This is a genomic window from Mesorhizobium sp. B2-1-8 (assembly GCF_006442545.2).
Taxonomy (GTDB): domain Bacteria; phylum Pseudomonadota; class Alphaproteobacteria; order Rhizobiales; family Rhizobiaceae; genus Mesorhizobium.
In genome coordinates this window covers 416,819-436,558 of record NZ_CP083952.1, presented here as the reverse complement: position 1 = coordinate 436,558, position 19,740 = coordinate 416,819, and the positions used below count along the sequence as shown (strand labels likewise).

Annotated in this window: 22 protein-coding genes; 10 read left to right on the top strand and 12 right to left on the bottom strand. The window is 63.7% G+C overall.

Annotation, left to right across the window (positions count from 1 at the left end; all coding sequences use genetic code 11):
* Nucleotides 1–78: 78 nt before the first annotated feature.
* The 3 genes from FJ970_RS02000 to FJ970_RS01990 all read right to left on the bottom strand — a co-directional run bounded on the left by FJ970_RS02000 (nt 79) and on the right by FJ970_RS01990 (nt 2,251).
* Nucleotides 79–654, bottom strand: coding sequence for a YceI family protein (locus tag FJ970_RS02000; RefSeq protein ID WP_140757272.1), 576 nt, complete (start codon nt 652–654; stop codon nt 79–81).
* Between the two features lie 69 nt (nt 655–723).
* Nucleotides 724–1,308 (bottom strand): cytochrome b, encoded by a 585-nt coding sequence (locus FJ970_RS01995; RefSeq protein WP_140757270.1) that lies wholly within the window; start codon nt 1,306–1,308, stop codon nt 724–726.
* A gap of 52 nt (nt 1,309–1,360) precedes the next feature.
* The gene (locus tag FJ970_RS01990; RefSeq protein ID WP_140757268.1) at nt 1,361–2,251 is read right to left on the bottom strand and encodes a LysR family transcriptional regulator; all 891 of its coding nucleotides are present in this window, start codon (nt 2,249–2,251) and stop codon (nt 1,361–1,363) included.
* A gap of 95 nt (nt 2,252–2,346) precedes the next feature.
* Between FJ970_RS01990 and FJ970_RS01985 the strand changes: the two genes are divergently transcribed.
* Nucleotides 2,347–3,342, top strand: coding sequence for an aldo/keto reductase (locus FJ970_RS01985; RefSeq protein WP_140757266.1), 996 nt, complete (start codon nt 2,347–2,349; stop codon nt 3,340–3,342).
* 232 nt (nt 3,343–3,574) lie between these two features.
* Here FJ970_RS01985 and FJ970_RS01975 read toward each other — a convergent pair whose 3' ends face one another.
* From FJ970_RS01975 to infC, 7 genes are all read right to left on the bottom strand, one after another.
* A complete protein-coding gene (locus tag FJ970_RS01975; protein WP_140757264.1) occupies nt 3,575–4,177 on the bottom strand; it encodes a nucleotidyltransferase family protein in 603 nt (200 codons plus the stop codon).
* 123 nt (nt 4,178–4,300) lie between these two features.
* Nucleotides 4,301–6,709: a phenylalanine--tRNA ligase subunit beta gene (pheT, locus tag FJ970_RS01970; RefSeq protein ID WP_140757262.1), complete on the bottom strand. Its 2,409-nt coding sequence runs from the start codon at nt 6,707–6,709 to the stop codon at nt 4,301–4,303.
* A gap of 43 nt (nt 6,710–6,752) precedes the next feature.
* Nucleotides 6,753–7,850, bottom strand: coding sequence for a phenylalanine--tRNA ligase subunit alpha (pheS, locus tag FJ970_RS01965; RefSeq protein WP_140757260.1), 1,098 nt, complete (start codon nt 7,848–7,850; stop codon nt 6,753–6,755).
* 261 nt (nt 7,851–8,111) lie between these two features.
* Nucleotides 8,112–8,513 carry a 50S ribosomal protein L20 gene (gene rplT, locus FJ970_RS01960; protein WP_006201247.1) on the bottom strand — a complete coding sequence of 134 codons (402 nt, stop codon included), beginning with the start codon at nt 8,511–8,513 and terminating at the stop codon, nt 8,112–8,114.
* Between the two features lie 19 nt (nt 8,514–8,532).
* Nucleotides 8,533–8,736 (bottom strand): 50S ribosomal protein L35, encoded by a 204-nt coding sequence (gene rpmI, locus FJ970_RS01955; RefSeq protein WP_006201248.1) that lies wholly within the window; start codon nt 8,734–8,736, stop codon nt 8,533–8,535.
* 183 nt (nt 8,737–8,919) lie between these two features.
* The gene (locus FJ970_RS01950) at nt 8,920–9,546 is read right to left on the bottom strand and encodes a methyltransferase family protein (protein ID WP_140757258.1); all 627 of its coding nucleotides are present in this window, start codon (nt 9,544–9,546) and stop codon (nt 8,920–8,922) included.
* Nucleotides 9,547–9,722: 176 nt separating this feature from the next.
* Nucleotides 9,723–10,259 (bottom strand): translation initiation factor IF-3, encoded by a 537-nt coding sequence (gene infC / locus FJ970_RS01945; RefSeq protein ID WP_010912915.1) that lies wholly within the window; start codon nt 10,257–10,259, stop codon nt 9,723–9,725.
* Between the two features lie 220 nt (nt 10,260–10,479).
* Between infC and FJ970_RS01940 the strand changes: the two genes are divergently transcribed.
* From FJ970_RS01940 to FJ970_RS01925, 4 genes are all read left to right on the top strand, one after another.
* Nucleotides 10,480–11,247, top strand: a complete 768-nt coding sequence (locus FJ970_RS01940; RefSeq protein ID WP_140757256.1) for an alpha/beta hydrolase — start codon at nt 10,480–10,482, stop codon at nt 11,245–11,247.
* Complete coding sequence (locus FJ970_RS01935) at nt 11,244–12,434, top strand: benzoate/H(+) symporter BenE family transporter (RefSeq protein ID WP_181178396.1); 1,191 nt, start codon at nt 11,244–11,246, stop codon at nt 12,432–12,434. The genes FJ970_RS01940 and FJ970_RS01935 overlap by 4 nt, the downstream gene beginning before the upstream one ends.
* Nucleotides 12,435–12,509: 75 nt before the next feature.
* On the top strand, nt 12,510–12,992 hold the full coding sequence (locus FJ970_RS01930; protein WP_140757254.1) for a DUF2852 domain-containing protein: 483 nt from the start codon (nt 12,510–12,512) through the stop codon (nt 12,990–12,992).
* A 98-nt stretch (nt 12,993–13,090) separates the two neighbouring features.
* Nucleotides 13,091–13,849, top strand: a complete 759-nt coding sequence (locus tag FJ970_RS01925) for a M48 family metallopeptidase (protein ID WP_140757252.1) — start codon at nt 13,091–13,093, stop codon at nt 13,847–13,849.
* A 4-nt stretch (nt 13,850–13,853) separates the two neighbouring features.
* On the opposite strand, the gene FJ970_RS01920 is transcribed toward FJ970_RS01925, so the two are convergent.
* Nucleotides 13,854–14,072, bottom strand: a complete 219-nt coding sequence (locus FJ970_RS01920) for a hypothetical protein (RefSeq protein WP_140506871.1) — start codon at nt 14,070–14,072, stop codon at nt 13,854–13,856.
* A 112-nt stretch (nt 14,073–14,184) separates the two neighbouring features.
* Here FJ970_RS01920 and FJ970_RS01915 point away from each other — a divergent pair, with 112 nt between their 5' ends.
* The 5 genes from FJ970_RS01915 (at nt 14,185) to FJ970_RS01895 (ending at nt 19,388) form a co-directional block, all read left to right on the top strand.
* A complete protein-coding gene (locus FJ970_RS01915; protein WP_140757250.1) occupies nt 14,185–14,844 on the top strand; it encodes a phosphoribosylanthranilate isomerase in 660 nt (219 codons plus the stop codon).
* A 28-nt stretch (nt 14,845–14,872) separates the two neighbouring features.
* The gene (gene trpB, locus FJ970_RS01910; protein WP_140757248.1) at nt 14,873–16,093 is read left to right on the top strand and encodes a tryptophan synthase subunit beta; all 1,221 of its coding nucleotides are present in this window, start codon (nt 14,873–14,875) and stop codon (nt 16,091–16,093) included.
* Nucleotides 16,094–16,095: 2 nt separating this feature from the next.
* A complete protein-coding gene (gene trpA, locus FJ970_RS01905) occupies nt 16,096–16,935 on the top strand; it encodes a tryptophan synthase subunit alpha (RefSeq protein WP_140757246.1) in 840 nt (279 codons plus the stop codon).
* 48 nt (nt 16,936–16,983) lie between these two features.
* Entirely contained in the window at nt 16,984–17,910 is a 927-nt protein-coding gene (accD, locus tag FJ970_RS01900) for an acetyl-CoA carboxylase, carboxyltransferase subunit beta (protein WP_140757244.1), read from the top strand.
* A gap of 152 nt (nt 17,911–18,062) precedes the next feature.
* The gene (locus FJ970_RS01895; RefSeq protein WP_140757242.1) at nt 18,063–19,388 is read left to right on the top strand and encodes a bifunctional folylpolyglutamate synthase/dihydrofolate synthase; all 1,326 of its coding nucleotides are present in this window, start codon (nt 18,063–18,065) and stop codon (nt 19,386–19,388) included.
* Between the two features lie 17 nt (nt 19,389–19,405).
* Here FJ970_RS01895 and FJ970_RS01890 read toward each other — a convergent pair whose 3' ends face one another.
* Nucleotides 19,406–19,687, bottom strand: a complete 282-nt coding sequence (locus FJ970_RS01890; protein ID WP_140757240.1) for a cupin domain-containing protein — start codon at nt 19,685–19,687, stop codon at nt 19,406–19,408.
* Nucleotides 19,688–19,740: the final 53 nt, after the last annotated feature.

Sequence of the window (19,740 nt, the reverse complement as noted above, 5' to 3'; positions counted from 1 at the left end):
CTCCATGTCGATTTCAGGCAAGGAGGTTTGCCTGAAATCGCCGGAAAAGCCAATGCGGGTGCTCGGTACCGCTGCCTCTCAGCCCCTTCTCCCCGTCAGCGTCATGTCGAAATCGACGACGTTGGAATAGAGGGGCGTGCCGACATCCATGCCGTAGCGGGAGCGCAGCACCTTGCCGGTGACATGAAATTTGATCGCGCCGCCCTTCAATCCATCGAGCTCGGCGCTGAATTTTTCCGGAAACGTCTTGCCGCGCGCCGTCAGCCGGCCGGTGACGAGCGCCGTCGTGTCGCCGGTGCGGGTCACGCTGGTCGAACGGAACTGGATTTCGGGACTGTTGGCCGCGTCGAACACCGCGTCGGAACGCAGGAAGGCATCGATGCGGCCCTGGCCGGTGCCGACGCTCTCGGGATAGATGGTGAGGTCGACCTTCGAGCGACCGACATCCTTGTTGTCGATACGGATCGTGCCCTTGAAACGAGCGAAGGCGCCGTCGAAGCCGCCGCCGCCGGCCTTGCCGATGGTGAAGCGGATCGCCGAGCCGGCCTGGCTGATCGTGTAGCTGCCGGCAGCATCGCCCAGCACGACTGCCGCATGGACGGGCATGGCAAGGCAGGCGGCGGCAGCCGCCAATCCGAGGATTCGCGCATGCATTGGGTTGTTCCTTGTTCGGAGGCAACGCTCTCTCACGTCCTCACCTCACAAACGAGACCAATGCCCGTTCTATTCCCCGGCTGACGAAGGCGTGATCATGCGCGCGAGCACGCTGTCGCGCAGCAGGAAATGGTGGCGCAGGGCCGCACAGACATGCAGCGCAACCAGCCCGATACCGGCATAGGCGAGATGCCAGTGTGCCGACGCCCAAAAGCTTTCGGCGGCGTCGGATTCGGCGGCGTCGGATTCGGCCAGCGGCAGGTTGGGCATGACGAACAGGTTGAATGGCATGCTGGGAATCTCCAGCGTCGAAACCGACACCAGCGCCCAGCCGGACAGGGGCAGGGCGATCTGGAAGGCATAGAGTGCCAGATGCGCCAGCGGCGCCGAGTGGCGCTCCAGGGCGCCGACGGAAGGCGGCAAGGACGGTGTCGCATTGCCGAGCCGCCAGGCGATACGCAGGATGATGAGGCCAAGCAGCAGAAAGCCCAGGGATTTGTGCAACTGGATCAGCTCGAAGGCCGTGCGCTGGCTCTGGGTCCTGACCATGACGAAGCCGAGCATGAACTGGCCGATGAAGATAATCCCGACCAGCCAGTGAAGGACGATGGTTGCCCAGCCATAGCGGGTCGCGGTGTTGGTGATGGTCTGCATGCGAGGCGAACGAATGCCGGGCTGGGTTTCTTCCGCCTTTGGGGAGGGTGGCCTACCCGCTCACCTTGAAGAAATCGACGAAAGCCCTCAATGCCGGTCGCATCTGACGGCGGCTGGGGTAATAGACGAAGAAACCGTCGAACGATGGGCACCAGTCCTCCAGAACGCGGATCAACCGGCCGTCGGCAAGCGGTGCGCGGACATAATCCTCGAAGACGAAGGCAAGTCCCGCACCGTCGATCGCGGCCTGCGCTATCAGATGGTCTTCGTCGAGGATCAGCGGTCCTTGCACCGCCAACTCGACCTCTTCGCCGTCCTTCTCGAACTCCCAGCGGTAGAGGATGCCGCTGGAGAAGCGGAAGCGGATGCAGCGATGATCGGCAAGTTCGCGCGGGTGGCGCGGCCGGGGCATGGTCTCGAAATAGGATGGCGCGCCGACCACGGCGCCACGAATGTCCGGCCCGATGCGCACCGCGATCATGTCGCGCTGCAGGCTTTCGCCGAGCCGCACACCCGCATCGAAACCGCCTTCCACCACGTCGGTGAAGCGATCCTCGATGACGATCTCCAGCACGATGTCGGGATAGGCCGACGCAAAGGCGCCGAGCCGTGGCGTCAGCACCAGATGCGCTGAGGTGCGTGGCACGCTGAGCCGCAGGTTCCCGGCGGGCCGGTCGCGCGCCTCGACGGCCGTCTCCAGCGCCAGGTTGATCTCGGAAAGCGCCGGGCGCAATCGCTCCAGCAATTGCGCGCCTTCCTCGGTCGGAGCGACGCTACGGGTGCTGCGCGCCAAAAGGCGCACGCCAAGCCGTGCTTCCAGGCTGGAGACCGCGTGGCTGACCGCCGAGGGCGCGATCGCCAGTTCCCTGGCCGCACCGCGAAAACTGCCGCATTGGGCAACGCTTGCCAGCACAGCAAGCTGTGAGAGATGTGCTCGGTTCATTGATCTATTTCTTGGAACAGCCCGTACGAAGAGGAGCCGATTATCGAACGAGCCGCAAGGGCCTATTTCAATCTCATCACAACAGGAGATGCGTGATGAAAACCCGCAAGCTAGGAACTGAACTCGAAGTCTTCCCGGTCGGCCTTGGTTGCATGGGCATGAGCTTTGCCTATGGCGGCCAGCCGGAGGCCGAGGCGATCGCCACCCTGCACCGCGCCGTCGAGATCGGTGTCACCTTCTTCGACACGGCGGAGGTCTACGGGCCCTATGAGAACGAGATCCTGCTCGGCAAGGCGCTGAAATCCGTCCGCGACAAGGTGACCATCGCGACCAAGTTCGGCTTCAAGATCCTGGAAGAAGGCACCGGCATGGATCGCATGGCTGGTGTCGACAGCCGTCCCGAGCACGTCAAGGCCGTCGCCGAGGCGTCGCTGAAGCGGCTCGGCACCGATGTCATCGACCTCTACTACCAGCACCGCGTCGACCCGAACGTGCCGATCGAGGATACGGTCGGCGCCATGGCCGAGCTGGTGCGCGAGGGCAAGGTGCGGGCGATTGGCCTGTCGGAGGCAAGTGCGGCCACCATCCGACGGGCACACGCCGTGCACCCGATCGCGGCGGTGCAGAGCGAGTATTCGCTGTGGAGCCGCGACCCTGAAGACGAGGTCTTCGCTGTCTGCCGCGAACTCGGCATCGGCTTCGTGCCCTACAGCCCGCTAGGCCGCGGCCTGCTCACCGGCACGATCGCCAAGCCGGAGACCCTGAGCGGCGACGACTGGCGCCGTGGCCTGCCGCGCTTCCAGGCCGACGCCATGGCCGCCAATGCCAAGGTGATCGCCACGTTGGAAAAGATGGCGGCCGAGAAGGGCGTGACCTCGGCGCAGCTGGCGCTGGCCTGGGTGCTGCACCAGGGCGACTTCATCGTGCCGATCCCGGGTGCCCGAAAAATCCGCCACCTGGAGCAGAACACCGCGGCGGCCGGGATTGAACTGAGCGCGGCCGAGGTGACATCGATTGGCGATGCGCTGTCGCCCGACAAGGTGATGGGCAAGCGCTATACCGAGGAACTGCTGGCGCTGGTGAATGGGTAGATAGATGGGCGCGAGGCGCCCCCTTTGCTGACGTAGGCGCGAGGCGCCCCCCTCTGTCCTGCCGGACATCTCCCCCACGAGGGGGGAGATTGGATGCACCTCTACTTTCGCCAACTGCCAACGTCGAAAAAGGGGCAGGACCGCGAAGTTGCCAATCTCCCCCCATGTGGGGGAGATGCCCGGCAGGGCAGAGGGGGGCGCTGTCCCGCCAACATCTCCTATTTCGGTCGGCTCACCACGGCACAACCGTAATCTCCGGCCAACACTCCTGCGCCCGCTTGCCCTTCGCCTCATGCGTTCGCCGATTGTCCATCACCCGGCTGGGCGTGATGCGAAACGAAAAAAGATCATCCAGCCCAAACGGCGCCACCAGCTCCAGCCCCCCATCGGCGCCGTAGCGCACCCCGACCGCATGCGTCTTGGAGGCGAAATAGCCGATGGGTTCGCTGGCACTCGTATAGCGCGGGCAGTGCTGGCCGAATTTCTGCGGATACCACAGATGCACGCGGGCCTGGTTGCGCACCTCGACCGGCAGCGGCAGTCCCTCGAAATGTCGCGCCGCCCGGCGGATCACGGCGTCCTCCGCCTCGTAGGACAGGTCGGAGTCATCGAAATAGAAGAGGTCGACATCCCTGATGCCGTAACCCTGCGGTTTGCCGGTCAGATGGTTCCAGACGCTGTTGTAGAGCGCGCCGGAAACCACCAACCAGTCTGGCAGCGCAAGCATGCGCACCCGCGCTAACGTTTCGGCCAGCAGCGGATCGGCCGCGACGATGTCTAGAAACGCCTGGCGTTGTTTCTCGAATGGGAGTCCGGAATAGCGCAGATGGTCCATCGCCCTTTGGAAGGCGATTCGCCATTGCTGTGCAATCCACCAAAGCAATTCCAGGAAAAGTGTCGAGCGGTTTTCCGTCCGGAATTGCGTAAGAACAAATGCTTGGAGCGGCGTTGAGCCGCTCTAAGCGCGCAGCATGCCGCCCGTCTGCTTGCCGACGTTGTCGACGATGCGCCTGGCCAGCGCTTCGAAATCCTCGTCGGTCAGGGTCTTCTCTACCGGCTGGATCGACACTTCGATGGCGATCGACTTCTTGCTCTCGCCAAGCGACGCGCCCTCGAACACGTCGAAGACTGAGACCGCCGTGATCAGCTTCTTGTCGGCGGCAAGTGCGGCGCGTACCAGCGTGCCGGCCTCCACCGTTTTGTCGACGACGAAGGCGAAGTCGCGCTTCACCGCCTGGAAGGCGGAGAGCTCCAGCCTGGGCTTGGTTTTCGTCGGCTTGGCCTTCGGCTCGGGCACGGCGTCGACGAACACCTCGAAGCCGCATAGCGGCCCGGAGACATCGAGCCCTTCCAGCGTCTTCGGATGGAACTCGCCGAACGTGCCGAGCACGGCCTTCGGACCGAGCTTGATCGTGCCGGAACGGCCGGGGTGATACCAGGCCGGTCCGCCGGCCTCGATCTGCAACCGGTCGACCGGCGCGCCGCAGGCTTCGAGGGCGGCGATCGCGTCCGCCTTGGCGTCGAACACGCCGACCGGACCCGAATTGCCGGCCCAGTTGCGGCCGGAGCCGTCGAGCTTGGCGGTGCCGCGGCGCACGCCGGCAGCGACGCGTCGCTGCTGGTCGGCGCCATCGCCTTCATAGGTGCCCGACACTTCGAACAAGGCAACGTCGCCAATACCCTTGTCGGCATTGCGCTGCGCGGCCGAAATCAGCCCCGGCAGCAGCGAGGGCCGCATGTCGGACATGTCGGCGGCGATCGGATTGGCGAGTTTCAGCGCTGCCTGGCCGCCGCCGAACAGTTCGGCGTGCTTGGCCGGAATGAACGACCAGGTAACGGCCTCCATCATGCCGCGCGCGGCAAGCGAACGCTTGGCGGCACGGGTGCGGATCTGTAGCGTCGTCAGGATCTTGCCGTTGACCACGTCATGTGCGCCGAGCGGCTGCGGCGCGATATTGTCGACGCCATGGATGCGCATGACCTCCTCGACCAGGTCAGCCTTGCCGTCGACATCGGGGCGCCAGGAGGGCACGGTCACGTCGACGATGTAGCCCGATCCCTGCGCGTGGAAGCCGAGACGCGACAGGATGTCGAGGCTCTCCGCCTTTGGCACCTCGATGCCGGTCAGCCGCTTCACTTCCGACAAGGGAAGGGAAACGATCCTCGGCTGATGCCCGGCATAGCCGGCCACCTCGGCCTCCGTCGGAGTGCCGCCGCAGAAGTCGATCACCAGCTTGGTCGCCAGCTCGATACCCGGCACCATGAATTCAGGATCGACACCACGCTCGAAGCGGTAGCGCGCATCGGTGATGATGCCGAGCGTGCGGCCGGTGCGGGCCGTAGTGATCGGGTCCCAAAGGGCGGATTCGATCAGCACGTCCGTCGTGTTCTCATCGCAGCCGGAATGCTCACCGCCGATGATGCCGGCAATGGATTCGACGCCATCGTCGTCGGCAATGACACACATCTCCGGCGTCAGCGTGTATTCGCGCCCGTCGAGCGCCTGCACTTTTTCGCCGTCCTTGGCGCGGCGCACCACGAGGTTGCCGGTGACCTTGGCGGCATCGAAGACATGCAATGGCCGCCCGCGATCGAAGGTGACGTAATTGGTGATGTCGACCAGCGCGCTGATCGGCCTGAGCCCAATGGCGATCAGCCGCTGCTGCAGCCATTTCGGCGAGGGGCCGTTCCTGACGCCCTTGATCAGCCTGAGTGCGAAGCCGGGGCAAAGTTCCGGTGCCACTATCGTCACCTTGACCGGACACATGCCGCTGCCGACATGCGGCATGATCGCGCCGCCGACGAGGCGGCCGAGGCCGCTCGCCGCCAAATCCCGGGCGATGCCATGGATACTGGTGGCATCGGGCCGGTTCGGCGTCAAATTGATCTCGATGACCGGATCGTCGAGATGCGCATAGGACGCAAAGCTGGTGCCGACCGGCGCATCCTCGGGCAGGTCGATGATGCCGTTATGCTCATCGGACAGTTCCAGCTCGCGCTCGGAACACATCATGCCATGGCTTTCGACGCCACGGATCTTGCCGACCGTCAGTGTCACGTCGATGCCGGGCACATAGGTGCCGGGCGCGGCGAAGGCGCCGATCAGGCCCGCGCGCGCGTTGGGGGCGCCACAGACGACCTGCACTGGTGGCTTGCCGTCACCGGTATCGACGGTCAGCACCCGCAGCCGGTCGGCATCGGGATGCTGCACCGCCGTCAGCACCTTGGCGATGACGAAGGGTTTCAGGCCTGCCTTGTCGTCGACATGCTCGACCTCGAGGCCGATCGAGGTCAGCCGCTCGACGATCTCGGCCAGCGTGGCGTCGGTCTCGAGGTGATCCTTGAGCCAGGAGAGGGTGAATTTCATTGGACTGTTCCGTAATAGCTGGCAGCAGGAGTCTTCAGGACCGTCACGCGCTCAGGCCTCCGAACAGCGTCGGCATGTCGAGCGGCCTGAAGCCGTAATGCGACAGCCAGCGCACATCCGCGTCGAAGAAGGCGCGCAGGTCCGGCATGCCGTATTTCAGCATGGCGATGCGGTCGATGCCCATGCCCCAGGCAAAGCCTTGATATTCGTCGGGATCGAGCCCGCCGGCCCTGAGCACGTTGGGGTGCACCATGCCGCAGCCGAGGATCTCCATCCAGTCGGAGCCTTCGCCGAAGCGCACTTCGCCCGGCCGCGAGCGGTCGCACTGGATGTCGACCTCGAGGCTCGGCTCGGTGAACGGGAAGAAGGACGGCCGGAAGCGCATCTTGACCTGCGGCACTTCGAAGAATGCTTTGCAGAACTCTTCCAGCACCCACTTCATGTTGGCGACGTTGGCCGACTTGTCGATCACCAGCCCCTCGACCTGATGGAACATCGGCGAGTGGGTGGCGTCGGAATCCTGCCGGTAGGTCTTGCCCGGAATGACGATACGGATCGGCGGCTTCTGCTTCTCCATGGTGCGGATCTGCACCGGCGACGTGTGGGTGCGCAAAAGCTTCCGTTCGCCCTTCTCGTCCGGCTGGAAGAAGAAGGTGTCGTGCATCTCGCGCGCCGGGTGGCCGTCGGGAAAATTCAGCGCCGTGAAATTGTAATAGTCGGTCTCGATGTCAGGACCTTCGGCAATGGCGAAACCGAGATCGCCGAAGATCGCCGCGATCTCGTCGATGACCTGGCTGATCGGATGGATGCGGCCGCGCTCGGCCGGCGACTGCCGCACCGGCAGCGTCACGTCGACCTTCTCGGCGGCAAGCCGTGCTGCGATCGCCACGTCCTTCAGTTCCACCTTGCGCGCGGTCAGCGCATCGGTGACGCGGTTCTTGAGGCCGTTGATGGCAGGGCCCTTCACCTGCCGTTCCTCGGCGCTCATCGCGCCAAGCGTCTTCAGCATTTCGGAGACCGAGCCCTTCTTGCCAAGCGCGGAGACGCGCACGGCCTCGATCGACGCCTCGTCGGCGGCCGAGGCGATGTCGGCAAGCAGAGAGGCTTCCAGGGCTTCAAGATTTCCAGCAGTGGCGTTCACGGGGAAGCTTTCTTGATCGGGCGACCGACACCATTTCGGTTCGTTCGTCACCATTTTGGTTACATCAGGGTCAAAAAAAGAACCCGCGCCAGCCGTGCCAGCGCGGGTTCCCCAAATCAAGTGTCGAAAGTGCTTGGGAAGCGCTGGGCTCGGAGCCCGATCCCGAAAAGTTGCAGACTTTTCGGAAAAGATCGCGCTCCTCGCTAATTTCCCTGGAGCATGATGTTGTCCAAAAAGTCAGAAACTTTTTGGCATCATGCTCTAGGCGACAGCGCTCTCAAAAGCGTTCGGCGTGGTGTTCTTCAGATATTCGAGCGCGACCTTGGCCTTGGCGACCAGGGCAGCGAAAGCCTGCGGCTCGTGGATGGCCATGTCGGACAGGATCTTGCGATCGATCTCGATGCCGGCCTTGTTCAAACCGTCGATGAAGCGGCCATAGGTCAGGCCGTGCTCGTGGGTCGCGGCGTTGATGCGCTGGATCCACAGCGCGCGGAACGAGCGCTTGCGGTTCTTGCGGTCGCGGTAAGCGTACTGCAGCGACTTTTCCACCGCCTGCTTGGCGATGCGGATGGTGTTCTTGCGGCGGCCGTAAAAACCCTTGGCGGCTTTCAGGACCTTCTTGTGCTTGGCGTGCGAGGTGACGCCTCTCTTTACGCGTGCCATGTCATGATCTCCTTAAAACTTAAAGGCCGTTCGGAAGAAAATTCTTGATGACCTTCTTGCCATCCGGTTCAGCCAGAACCATCGTGCCGCGGGCATTTCGAATGAACTTGTTGGAACGCTTGATCATGCCGTGACGCTTGCCGGCCGCAGCCGACAGGACTTTACCCGTACCTGTGATCTTGAACCGCTTCTTGGCGGCCGATTTGGTCTTCATCTTGGGCATTTTGCTACTCCGTATTGTTGGCGCACGATCGCGCTTCTTGTTCGCTTCGGGCCGACCAAAGCCCGAAAAGCAAATGAAACCGCCACGGCATGCCCTGCCGGGCGGTTTTCTTGGAACGGCGGTGCTATAGATCAAAGATGGCCCGGGCGCAACACCCGAAGCCGTGCGACGCACCGTCCCTGGTCAGGGCAGCCTGAACCACACCGGCAGCATACCCGATAGCTGAGCGCCGTCGATCAGCTCAAAAGCCGGCAGAGCGATCAGGAATACCAGCCCGTCGAGCAGTGTGGTCAAAAGCAGGCGCGGCTTGAAGCTGCCGGTGTCGCCTTCCTGGTAGAGCGAAAGCCTGGGGAAGAAGCGCGGCACGCGCGCCAGATAGTCGGCATACGGCGCGCCGAGCGCTTCCTTGAGGAATTTCTCCTCGCGCAGGATGACGATGTGGAAGGCGCCCGCGCACAGGACCGCGAAAAGGACGATGCCTGAGAACGAGCCGATCTGCGCGCCGACACCGGCGGCGGCCACGGTCGAGAACACATAGAGCGGGTTGCGGGTGATCGAATAGGGCCCGCCGGTCACCACCTCGGATGATTTGCGCCCCCCGATGTAGAGCGTCGCCCAGAGGCGCCCGACGATGCCGAGGAAAATCAACAGCACGCCGAACATCTCGATCGATTCGTGCACCGGCGTGTCGGGCGGGAAGGTCGACTGGCCGAACAGCAGCGCGAGAAACAGCACCACCACGAGCACGGCAAGCACCAGCCGGCGCATCTGCTGGTAGTTGCCCAGCCCGTGTTTGTATTCTGTGTCCAAGTTGGGATCCGATCGTCGAGGAGCTTAGCCGGCGATCGCAGCTTTAGCCAGGAATAGGCGTCCCGCCGGTCGTCGGGACGCCCTGTATCACAATTCAGGCGGATTTAGAGTGCGGCTGCCCGCCTAACCTTTTCGTGACCGTGCCGTGATCTCAGGCACTTCACGCCAACGCAGGCTTAGCGCGGCGCCAGCACCATCATCATCTGGCGGCCTTCGAGCTTCGGCTCGGCTTCCACCTTGGCGATGGTCGCCACCTCCTCGCGCACCTTGTTCAGAAGCTGCATGCCGAGTTCCATATGCGCCATCTCGCGGCCGCGGAAGCGCAGCGTCAGCTTGACCTTGTCGCCTTCCTCGAAGAAGCGGCGGACCGCCTTCATCTTGGTCTCATAGTCGTGGCTGTCGATGTTCGGGCGCATCTTGATCTCCTTGATCTCGATGACCTTCTGGTTCTTGCGCGCCTCGGCCGCCTTCTTCTGGTTGGCGTATTTCAATTTGCCGAGATCGAGGATTTTTACGACGGGCGGCACCGCGTTGGGCGATATCTCGACCAGATCGAGCCCGGCCTCTTCGGCGAGCAGCAATGCGTCGTTGATGGAAACATCGCCACGGTTCTGGCCTTCGGCGTCGATAAGCTGGACCCGGGGAACCCGGATATCACGGTTGGAGCGCGGCCCATCCTTGGTCGGCGCCGCTGCTTTGAAAGGTCTGCGAATGGTCGTGGTCTCCTTGGCCGTTTCGTTCGGGGTTCGTACAAATCTGTGTGTGGACGCGCCAATGTGGGAAGCGCGCGGCGCAAGTCAATAGCACAGCGTTCTCAAGAAATCACCTGATCACGAGCCTGTGCCAAGCAAAGAAACATCGCGAGCACTTTCCGCCTTGCCTTTGGCCGTGCCAAAAGCGAGGCGTGAAAAAAATCAGGACCGCCCCACAGCCATGACCGCCGCTCCGACCTTTCTCGATGTTGATGGATCCGATATCGCCGTGCGCCACGCGGGCGGCTCGACGCCCGGCATCGTCTGGCTCGGCGGCTACAAGTCGGACATGCTGGGCACGAAGGCCGAGACGCTGTCGGACTGGGCGGCACGGGAAGGCCGTGCCTTCCTGCGGCACGACTACTCTGGCCATGGCGAATCCGGCGGCGCCTTCGCCGAAGGTACGATTTCGACCTGGCTCGCGCAAAGCCTTGCGGTTTTCCGGCACTTCGCCAAGGGCGATCAGGTCCTGGTCGGTTCGTCGATGGGTGCCTGGATCGCGCTGCGCATGGTGCAGGAATTGCGCAAGGCGGGCGACGCAAGCGTCGTCGGCATGGTGCTGCTGGCGCCGGCGCCGGATTTCACCAGTGAATTGGTCGAACCGGCGCTGACCAAGGCGCAGAAGCGCGAGCTCGCCAAAAAGGGCTACTTCGCGGAGCCGTCGGACTATTCCGCGGAGCCTTACATTTATACCCGCGCCCTGATCGAGGATGGGCGGGAAAACCGGGTGATGACCGGGCCGATCGACACGCATTGCCCGGTTCACATCTTGCAGGGGCTGGCCGATGCGGACGTGCCGTCGAGCCACGCCTTGAGGCTGGTCAGCCTGCTGCCGGCCGACGATGTCACGCTGTCGCTGATTCCTGACGGCGACCATCGCCTGTCGCGGCCGCAAGACCTCGACATGCTGGTGCGGGCCGTCGGCGACATGGCCGGACGGGGCAAATGACGGTGCGTCTTTCCATCCCGGTCTCCGCCTTCGTCGCGGCCATCGTCGGCTTTGGCGGCACTCTGGCCATCGTCATCGCCGCCGCCAAGGCGGTCGGCGCGACGCAGGTCGAGACGGCGAGCGGTGTGACGGCGATTTGTCTGGCCATGACGGTCGAGTGCCTGTGGCTGTCATGGCGCACGAAAATGCCTGTCATCACCGCCTGGTCGACGCCGGGACTGGCACTGGTCGCCGCCTCGAGCGGCTTTTCGATGGGCGAGGCCGTCGGCGCCTATATCGTCACCGGTATCCTGCTGGTCGCGACCGGCCTGTTCGGGCCGCTGACCCGGCTGATATCGAGAATACCGGCTTCGGTCGCTTCCGGCATGCTGGCCGGCATCGTCGTCACCTTCGCCATCAACGCCATGAAGGCCATCCCGGCGGACCCTTGGCTCATCCTGCCGCTGATCGCGGCATTCTTTGTCATCCGGCTGTTCAATCCGGCGCTGTCGGTACTGGCGGTGCTGGTCGGCGGCGGCCTTGCCGCCTTCCTGACCGGCCGTGTCGGCGGCTTGCCCGCGCCCGAACTGTCGACACTGACGTTTATTGCTCCGCATTTCACAGCCAAGGCGATCATCGGTCTCGCACTGCCGCTCTATCTCGTCACCATGGCCTCGCAGAACCTTTCCGGCCTCGCCGTGCTGCGCGCCGCGGGGTACCACCCGGAGCCCGGCCCGCTGATCGGCATCACCGGCCTGTTTTCGCTCCTGTCGGCGCCGTTTGGGGCCGGAACCACCAATCTGGCGGCGATCTCGGCGGCCATCTGCACCGGGCCTGACGTCCATCCCGATCCGGCTGAACGCTGGAAGACCGGCCCGTTCTATGCACTTGCCTATCTGATCTTCGCGATTTTCGGAGCTTCGCTGGTGGCGATCTTCGCCGTCCTGCCGCAGAGCCTGATCGTGCTGGTGGCGGGTCTCGCGCTGATGGCCTCGCTTGCCAACGCGCTGGGGATCGCGCTCAAGGATGAGGGCGACCGCATGGCCGCCACCGTCACCTTCGTCGTCACCGCCTCCGGGCTGACGCTGTTCGGCGTCGGTGCGGCTTTTTGGGGCCTGATCGCCGGCTTGGCCGTTCTTTCCCTTGATATGCTCAAAAAGCGACAATCATTTCAGAAGCTTGTCCGGTTTTGGCCGACATTGTCTTGAATCGCCGTTTTCGCCTTCCCATTTCGATTCCACGCAGCCGGTTGTGGCTGTCTCCAACCGAAGGAATGGGAGAAAATGAACACATCTGCATTGATCCGCCCGGCTTGGACGCCGGCGACCATCGCGTTGATGGTGATCGGCTTCATGGTGTTCTGGCCGCTCGGCTTCGCCATGCTCGCCTACATTATCTGGGGCGACCGGCTCGAGGGCTTCAAGCGTGACGTCAACCGCGCGACCGACGGCATCTTCGCCGGCTGCCGCCGTGGTTCCGACAAGGCCGCGCGCTGGGGCCACGGCTCCGCCCGCACCGGCAACGTCGCTTTCGACGACTGGCGCGAAAAGGAGCTTGAGCGCCTGAACGAAGAGCGCCGCAAGCTCGACGAGATGCTGACGCAATTCGACGAGTATGCCCGCGAATTGCGCCGCGCCAAGGACCAGGACGAATTCGACCGGTTCATGGCCAACCGCAACAAGTCGACCGCTCCGACCAAGACCGATCCGAGCACCGGAACGACCCCCACCAAGCGTGGCAAAGGCTCGAACCTGCTCGACGACTGAGGCCTAGCGACAAGCCAAGGTAGGATGACGGCGTCGCGTGAGCGGCGCCGTTTCTTTTTTGTTCTATTCGTTTTCCTCGAATCGCGTATCGTCCTGCCATGACCATCGGGTTCTTCCGCAATCTGACGAAGCCCAAACCCACGCCTGCCGTGGAGAGGGAATACTGTGTCGCCGGCCGCACCCTGCCGCTCAAGATCGTCGAGAGCGCCAGGGCAAAGCGCCTGACGCTGCGCATCGATTCCGGCGGTCAAGGCCTGCGCATCACCGTCCCGCCAGGCCTGCGCCGCGGCGAGGTGGACAGGTTCCTCGACCGCCACCAGGACTGGCTGGAGCAGCGGCTGGCCAAGGTGCCGACACGGCCGCAGGTGCGACCCGGCATCAAGATTCCGGTACGCGGCGTGGCCCACCGCATCGTGCATGAGCCGTCAAAGCGCGGCACCGTCACCATATCGCGCGACGAGCGCGGTCCGCTGCTGATCGTGCATGGCGAGCGCATCCATCTGCCGCGCCGCATCGCCGATTTCTTGAAGCGCGAGGCCAAGAAGGAGATCGAGAAGCTGGTCGTCAGACACACCGAGGCGCTCGGCAAGCGCGCCAAGGCGATCCGCTACAAGGACACCTCCAGCCGCTGGGGCTCTTGCACCTCCGAAGGCAATCTCTCCTTTTCTTGGCGCATCATGATGGCGCCGCAGCCGGTCATCAACTACCTCGTCGCGCACGAAGTGGCGCATCTCAAGGAGATGAACCACGGGCCGAAATTCTGGAAATTGTGCGAAAAACTCTGCCCCGACACCGACCGCTGCAAGGATTGGCTGAAGCGCAATGGCGGAGCGCTGCAGGCGATCGCGTTCGAGTAGGCTGCTAGTCGTCATTCGCCGCGTTGAGCTCCTCTGGCCGCAATCCCTCTTCGCCATGATGAGGCCAGGGCAGAAAATTCCGGTCGAAGGCGTCGCCGCCGAAATAATCCAGCGCCCGATGCGCTTCGGCGCCGTTGAAGGCGGCCTTGTCCATCAGATGCGCGATGACCTCGCGCGCCTGTGCGATCTTCTGCTTCAGTTCGGCAACGGTCTGGTCGGCCATGATCTTTCTCCCGCCTGGCATGCTATCCCTCAATAGGTAGCGCCTTTGGCCTTGCCGGCAAACAGCATGCTTTTTCTCGACTCTTGGCGCTTTTCGTGCCAATTCCCGCGCCATGGCGCTCGACATCAAAATCTGCGGCTTGAAAACCGACCAGGCAATGGCCGCGGCCCTTGCCGGCGGCGCCAGCCATGTCGGGTTCATTTTCTTTCCGAAAAGCCCGCGCTATGTCGAGCCCGTCGAAGCCGGTCGTCTGCGCGAAGCGGCGCGTGGCAAGGCCTTGGCGGTCGCCGTCACCGTGGATGCGAAGGACGCCTTCCTCGATGAAATCGTGGAAAAGATGCAGCCCGACATGCTGCAGCTGCATGGCTCCGAAACCCCCGAGCGAGTGGCCGAACTGAAAGCCCGCCATGGGCTGCCGGTGATGAAGGCGTTGCCGCTCAGCGAGGCCGCCGATCTCGACCGGATCAGGCCGTTCATCGGAGTTGCCGATCGCTTCCTGTTCGACGCCAAGCCGCCGAGGGGCTCCGAGCTGCCGGGCGGCAATGGCGTCACCTTCGACTGGCGCATTCTCGCCGGCCTTGACGCCGGGATCGATTACATGCTTTCCGGTGGGCTCAACGCCGCCAACATCGGCGATGCCCTTCGGCTTGCCAATCCGCCCGCAATAGACATTTCGTCTGGCGTGGAAAGCGCGCCGGGCATCAAGGATCCGGCGCTGATCGAACAGTTTTTCCGGGCCGTCAGGGCCGCGCGGGGCGACCGCGCCGCCTGAACAGTATTTTCGAACCAGGAGATCGGCGATGAACAAGCCGGCGACACCCAATTCCTTCCGCACCGGGCCAGACGAACAGGGCATGTTCGGCATTTTCGGTGGTCGTTTCGTAGCCGAAACGCTGATGCCGCTGATCCTCGACCTGGAGAAAAACTGGAACGAGGTCAAGAACGATCCGGATTTCAGGGCTGAGCTGACCGATCTGTCGACCCACTATGCCGGGCGGCCCTCCAAGCTCTATTTCGCCGAAGGCCTGACCAGACATCTCGGCGGCGCGAAAGTCTATTTCAAGCGCGAGGATTTGAACCACACCGGCTCGCACAAGATCAACAATTGCCTCGGCCAGATCCTGCTGGCCAAGCGCATGGGCAAGAAGCGCATCATCGCCGAGACCGGCGCCGGCCAGCATGGCGTGGCCTCCGCGACCGTCGCCGCCCGCTTCGGCTTTCCCTGCGTCGTCTATATGGGCGCGACCGACGTTGCCCGGCAAAGCCCCAACGTCTTCCGCATGAAGCTGCTGGGCGCCGAAGTGCGGCCGGTGACCGCGGGCCATGGCACTCTGAAGGACGCCATGAACGAAGCCCTTCGTGACTGGGTGACGAATGTCGAGGACACCTATTATCTGATCGGCACCGCCGCCGGTCCGCACCCCTATCCGGAGCTGGTGCGCGACTTCCAGTCGGTGATCGGTACCGAGGCCCGCGCGCAGATCCTCGAACAGGAGGGACGGCTGCCCGACACCATCATCGCCGCCGTCGGCGGCGGTTCCAATGCCATCGGCATGTTTCATCCCTTCCTCGATGACAAAGAGGTTCGCATCATCGGCATCGAAGCGGGCGGACGCGGCCTCGACGGCATCGAGCATTGCGCCTCGATGAACGCCGGTTCCCCCGGCGTGCTGCACGGCAACCGCACCTATCTCCTGCAGAACGCCGACGGCCAGATCATGGACGGCCATTCGATCTCGGCCGGCCTCGATTATCCCGGCGTCGGCCCGGAGCATTCGTGGCTGCGCGATTCGGGCCGTGTCGAATATGTGCCTATCCTCGACGACGAGGCGCTCGAAGCCTTCAAGTTGACGACGCGCGTCGAAGGCATCATCCCGGCGCTGGAATCGGCGCACGCCATCGCTCATGCGGTCAAGATCGTACCCGCCATGGACAAGGACCAGATCGTCATCGTCAACCTGTCCGGCCGTGGCGACAAGGACGTGCACACGGTGGCCTCGATGCTGGGCATGGAGATCTGATCATGGTGACCCGCATCGACCGCCGCATGGCGAAGCTCAAGAACGAAGGCCGCCCGGCGCTCGTCACCTATTTCATGGGTGGCGACCCCGACTATGAAACCTCGCTTTCGATCATGAAGGCGCTGCCCGGTGCAGGCTCCGACGTCATCGAGCTCGGCATGCCGTTTTCCGACCCGATGGCCGACGGCCCGGCGATTCAGGCCGCCGGCCTCAGGGCGCTGAAAGGCGGGCAGACGCTGGTCAAGACGCTGAAGATGGCCTCGGACTTCCGCGCCGGCGACGATGAAACGCCGATCGTGCTGATGGGCTACTACAATCCGATCTACATCTACGGGGTCGACCGTTTCCTGAAGGACGCGATCGCCAGCGGCATCGATGGGCTGATCGTCGTCGACCTGCCGCCGGAGATGGACGAGGAACTCTGCATCCCGGCGCTCAAGGCCGGCATTAACTTTATCCGCCTGGCGACGCCGACCACCGACGACAAGCGCCTGCCCAAGGTGCTGCAGAACACGTCCGGCTTCGTCTACTACGTGTCGATGACCGGTATCACCGGCTCGGCGCTTGCCGACACCGGCAAGGTCGCCACGGCGGTCCAGCGCATCAAGGGTCACACCAATCTGCCGGTCTGCGTCGGCTTCGGTGTCAAGACCGCCGAACAGGCGCGCGTCATCGGCGCCAACGCCGACGGCGTGGTCGTCGGCACGGCGATCGTCAATGCGGTCGCCAATGTGCTGGGGCCGAAGGGCGAAAAGACCGCTGATCCGGCCGAGGCGGTCGCCACGCTGGTCAGCGGCCTTGCGCAAGGCGTGCGCTCGGCCCGCCTTGCTGCCGCCGAATAGTCTTCCTACGTCTTTACCCAACTCTTCGTCAGGACAGGAGCCGAAGCGATGAACTGGATCACCAATTACGTTCGCCCGAAGATCAATTCGATGCTCGGCCGGCGGACCGACATGCCCGAGAATCTCTGGATCAAGGATCCCGAGACCGGCGAGATGGTGTTCCACAAGGACCTGGAATCCAACCAGTTCGTCATCCCGTCTTCCGGCCATCACATGAAGATCTCGGCCAAGGAGCGGCTGAAATTCTTCTTCGACGATGGCAAGTACGAGACCCTGGACAATCCCAAGGTCATGCAGGATCCGCTGAAGTTCCGCGACGAGAAACGCTATGTCGACCGGCTGAAGGACGCCAAGGCCAAGACCGGCCTGGAAGACGCCATCATCAATGCGCTGGGCACCGTCGAGGGCCTGCCCGTGGTGGTGACGGTGCAGGATTTCGCTTTCATGGGCGGTTCGCTCGGCATGGCGGCGGGTGATGCGATCGTGCATGGCTTCGAGGTCGCCTTGCAGCGCAAGCGGCCGCTGATCCTGTTCGCCGCTTCCGGCGGCGCCCGCATGCAGGAAGGTATTTTGTCCCTCATGCAATTGCCGCGCACCACGGTCGGCGTCGACCGGCTGAAGGAAGCCGGCCTTCCCTATATCGTCGTGCTGACCAACCCGACCACCGGCGGCGTCACCGCCTCCTACGCCATGCTGGGCGACGTGCACATCGCCGAGCCGGGCGCGCTGATCGGTTTTGCCGGTCCGCGCGTCATCGAGCAGACCATCCGCGAGAAATTGCCCGACGGCTTCCAGCGCTCCGAATATCTGATGGAGCACGGCATGGTGGATATGGTGGTGTCCAGGCTGGAAATGCGCCAGACGATCGCGCGGCTCCTGAAAATGCTGCTCAAGATGCCGGAGGAGCAAAAGCCGCTGGAACCGGAAATCCTGCCGCCGGCCGTGGTTGCTGCCGAAGCCCGGCCGCAGGCTTGACGCTGGAACGGCCCGACGCGAGACTGGCCTGACGCGACATTGGCCGCCGCGAACAGCGATTGCGCAGCATCCGTGGCGCGCTGTAGCCTTTTGATAGCCGTGGTCATTGCGGGAGCGATTCTGGCTCTCGGGCCATGCGCCGGGATTGTGCCATGACGACGCTTGCCGCCGACCGCGAAATTGAAGCCCTGATGGCGCTTCATCCGAAAGGCTTCGACCTTTCGCTCGACCGCATCACGCGGCTGTTGGAGCGGCTGGGCAATCCGCAGGACCTGCTGCCGCCGGTCATCCACATCGCCGGCACCAACGGCAAGGGTTCCTGCGCCGCCTTCTCGCGGGCACTGCTGGAAGCTTCCGGCCGGCTCGTCCATGTCCACACCTCGCCGCATCTGGTCAACTGGCATGAGCGCTACAGGCTTGCCGCCGAGGGCGGCGGCAGGCTGGTCGACGACGACATCTTCGCCGAGGCCATTGCCCGCGTCGCCAAGGCCAATGCAGGCCAGAAGATCACCGTCTTCGAGATACTCACCGCCGTCACCTTCATCCTGTTTTCGGAACATCCGGCCGATGCCGCCATCATCGAGGTCGGTCTTGGCGGCCGCTTCGACGCCACCAATGTCATCGCGCGGCCGGCCGTGTCGGTGATCATGCCGGTGTCGATGGACCACGAGGCCTATCTCGGCGACCGTGTCGAGCTGATCGCCGCCGAAAAGGCCGGCATCATGAAACGCGGCTGCCCGGTGGTGATCGGCGCGCAGGAAAGCGAGACCGCGCTGCAGGCGCTGATCGACACCGCCGAGCGGCTGGAGTGCCCGACCCTCGTCTATGGCCAGGATTTTCTCGCTTTCGAGGAAAACGGACGCATGGTCTACCAGGACGATGATGGTCTGATGGACCTGCCGTCGCCGCGCCTGCCCGGTCGCCACCAGTTCGCCAATGCGGCCGCCGCGATCGCCGCGGTCAAGGCCGCCGGCTTCGAGATCAGCCACCGCGCCGCCGAGAAGGCGATGACCAACGTCGCCTGGCCCGGCCGCATGCAGAAGCTGGCGCAGGGCCGGTTGGCGGAACTGGGGCCGAAGGGCGCCGACATCTGGCTCGACGGCGGCCACAATCCAGGCGCCGGCGTGGTCGTCGCCGAAGCGCTGGCCGAGCAGGAAGAAAAGAACCCGCGCCCGCTCTTCCTCATCTCGGGCATGATCAACACCAAGGACCAGAGTGGCTATTTCCGCGCCTTCAAGGGCTTGGTCAAGCATGTCTACACGGTGCCAGTGAGCCAGAGCGACGCTGGCGTGCCGAGCGACGAACTGGCCATCCGCGCCACGGAAGCCGGACTGACGGCCGAGCCGGTCAGCTCCGTCGCCAGCGCCCTGATGCTGCTGCGCGACACCTGGGACGGCCCGACGCCGCGCATTCTGATCGGGGGGTCGCTTTACCTGGCCGGCGCGGTTCTCGCCGAGAACGGCACGCCGCCGACCTGAGGTTCTCCTCAGCGCTGCTACTTCAGCTCGATCTCGATAAAAGCGTATTCGACTTCATTGGCGCTGATGACGTCGTGTTCGACGCCCTCCTTGCGGAAATAGGGAGAACCTTTCTTCATATCGGCGAAGGTTTCGCCGTCCTTGGTCACCAGCTTCAGCCTGCCGTCCATCAGCGGCACGACGACATAGTCGTGGCCGTGGCGATGCCAGCCGGTATTGTCGCCCGGCTGGAAGCGGTATTCGGTGACGATGACGCGCTCATTGTCGATGAAGACTGTGGCCTTGGCGGATCCGGTCATTTCTCTCTCCTGCTTCTGCTGCCAACAGAGGACATGGAGTGCCCCGATGTGAG

Coding starts and splice junctions, on each gene's coding strand:
- FJ970_RS01925 (WP_140757252.1), top strand. CDS start 13,091: ATGACCATCGGGTTCTTCCGCAATCTGACGAAGCCCAAACCCACGCCT.
- pheT (WP_140757262.1), bottom strand. CDS start 6,709: ATGAAATTCACCCTCTCCTGGCTCAAGGATCACCTCGAGACCGACGCC.
- FJ970_RS01890 (WP_140757240.1), bottom strand. CDS start 19,687: ATGACCGGATCCGCCAAGGCCACAGTCTTCATCGACAATGAGCGCGTC.
- FJ970_RS01940 (WP_140757256.1), top strand. CDS start 10,480: ATGACCGCCGCTCCGACCTTTCTCGATGTTGATGGATCCGATATCGCC.
- FJ970_RS01895 (WP_140757242.1), top strand. CDS start 18,063: ATGACGACGCTTGCCGCCGACCGCGAAATTGAAGCCCTGATGGCGCTT.
- FJ970_RS01935 (WP_181178396.1), top strand. CDS start 11,244: ATGACGGTGCGTCTTTCCATCCCGGTCTCCGCCTTCGTCGCGGCCATC.
- FJ970_RS01985 (WP_140757266.1), top strand. CDS start 2,347: ATGAAAACCCGCAAGCTAGGAACTGAACTCGAAGTCTTCCCGGTCGGC.
- FJ970_RS01995 (WP_140757270.1), bottom strand. CDS start 1,308: ATGCAGACCATCACCAACACCGCGACCCGCTATGGCTGGGCAACCATC.
- FJ970_RS01990 (WP_140757268.1), bottom strand. CDS start 2,251: ATGAACCGAGCACATCTCTCACAGCTTGCTGTGCTGGCAAGCGTTGCC.
- FJ970_RS02000 (WP_140757272.1), bottom strand. CDS start 654: ATGCATGCGCGAATCCTCGGATTGGCGGCTGCCGCCGCCTGCCTTGCC.
- FJ970_RS01915 (WP_140757250.1), top strand. CDS start 14,185: ATGGCGCTCGACATCAAAATCTGCGGCTTGAAAACCGACCAGGCAATG.
- rplT (WP_006201247.1), bottom strand. CDS start 8,513: ATGGCACGCGTAAAGAGAGGCGTCACCTCGCACGCCAAGCACAAGAAG.
- FJ970_RS01920 (WP_140506871.1), bottom strand. CDS start 14,072: ATGGCCGACCAGACCGTTGCCGAACTGAAGCAGAAGATCGCACAGGCG.
- trpB (WP_140757248.1), top strand. CDS start 14,873: ATGAACAAGCCGGCGACACCCAATTCCTTCCGCACCGGGCCAGACGAA.
- rpmI (WP_006201248.1), bottom strand. CDS start 8,736: ATGCCCAAGATGAAGACCAAATCGGCCGCCAAGAAGCGGTTCAAGATC.
- accD (WP_140757244.1), top strand. CDS start 16,984: ATGAACTGGATCACCAATTACGTTCGCCCGAAGATCAATTCGATGCTC.
- trpA (WP_140757246.1), top strand. CDS start 16,096: ATGGTGACCCGCATCGACCGCCGCATGGCGAAGCTCAAGAACGAAGGC.
- FJ970_RS01930 (WP_140757254.1), top strand. CDS start 12,510: ATGAACACATCTGCATTGATCCGCCCGGCTTGGACGCCGGCGACCATC.
- FJ970_RS01975 (WP_140757264.1), bottom strand. CDS start 4,177: ATGGACCATCTGCGCTATTCCGGACTCCCATTCGAGAAACAACGCCAG.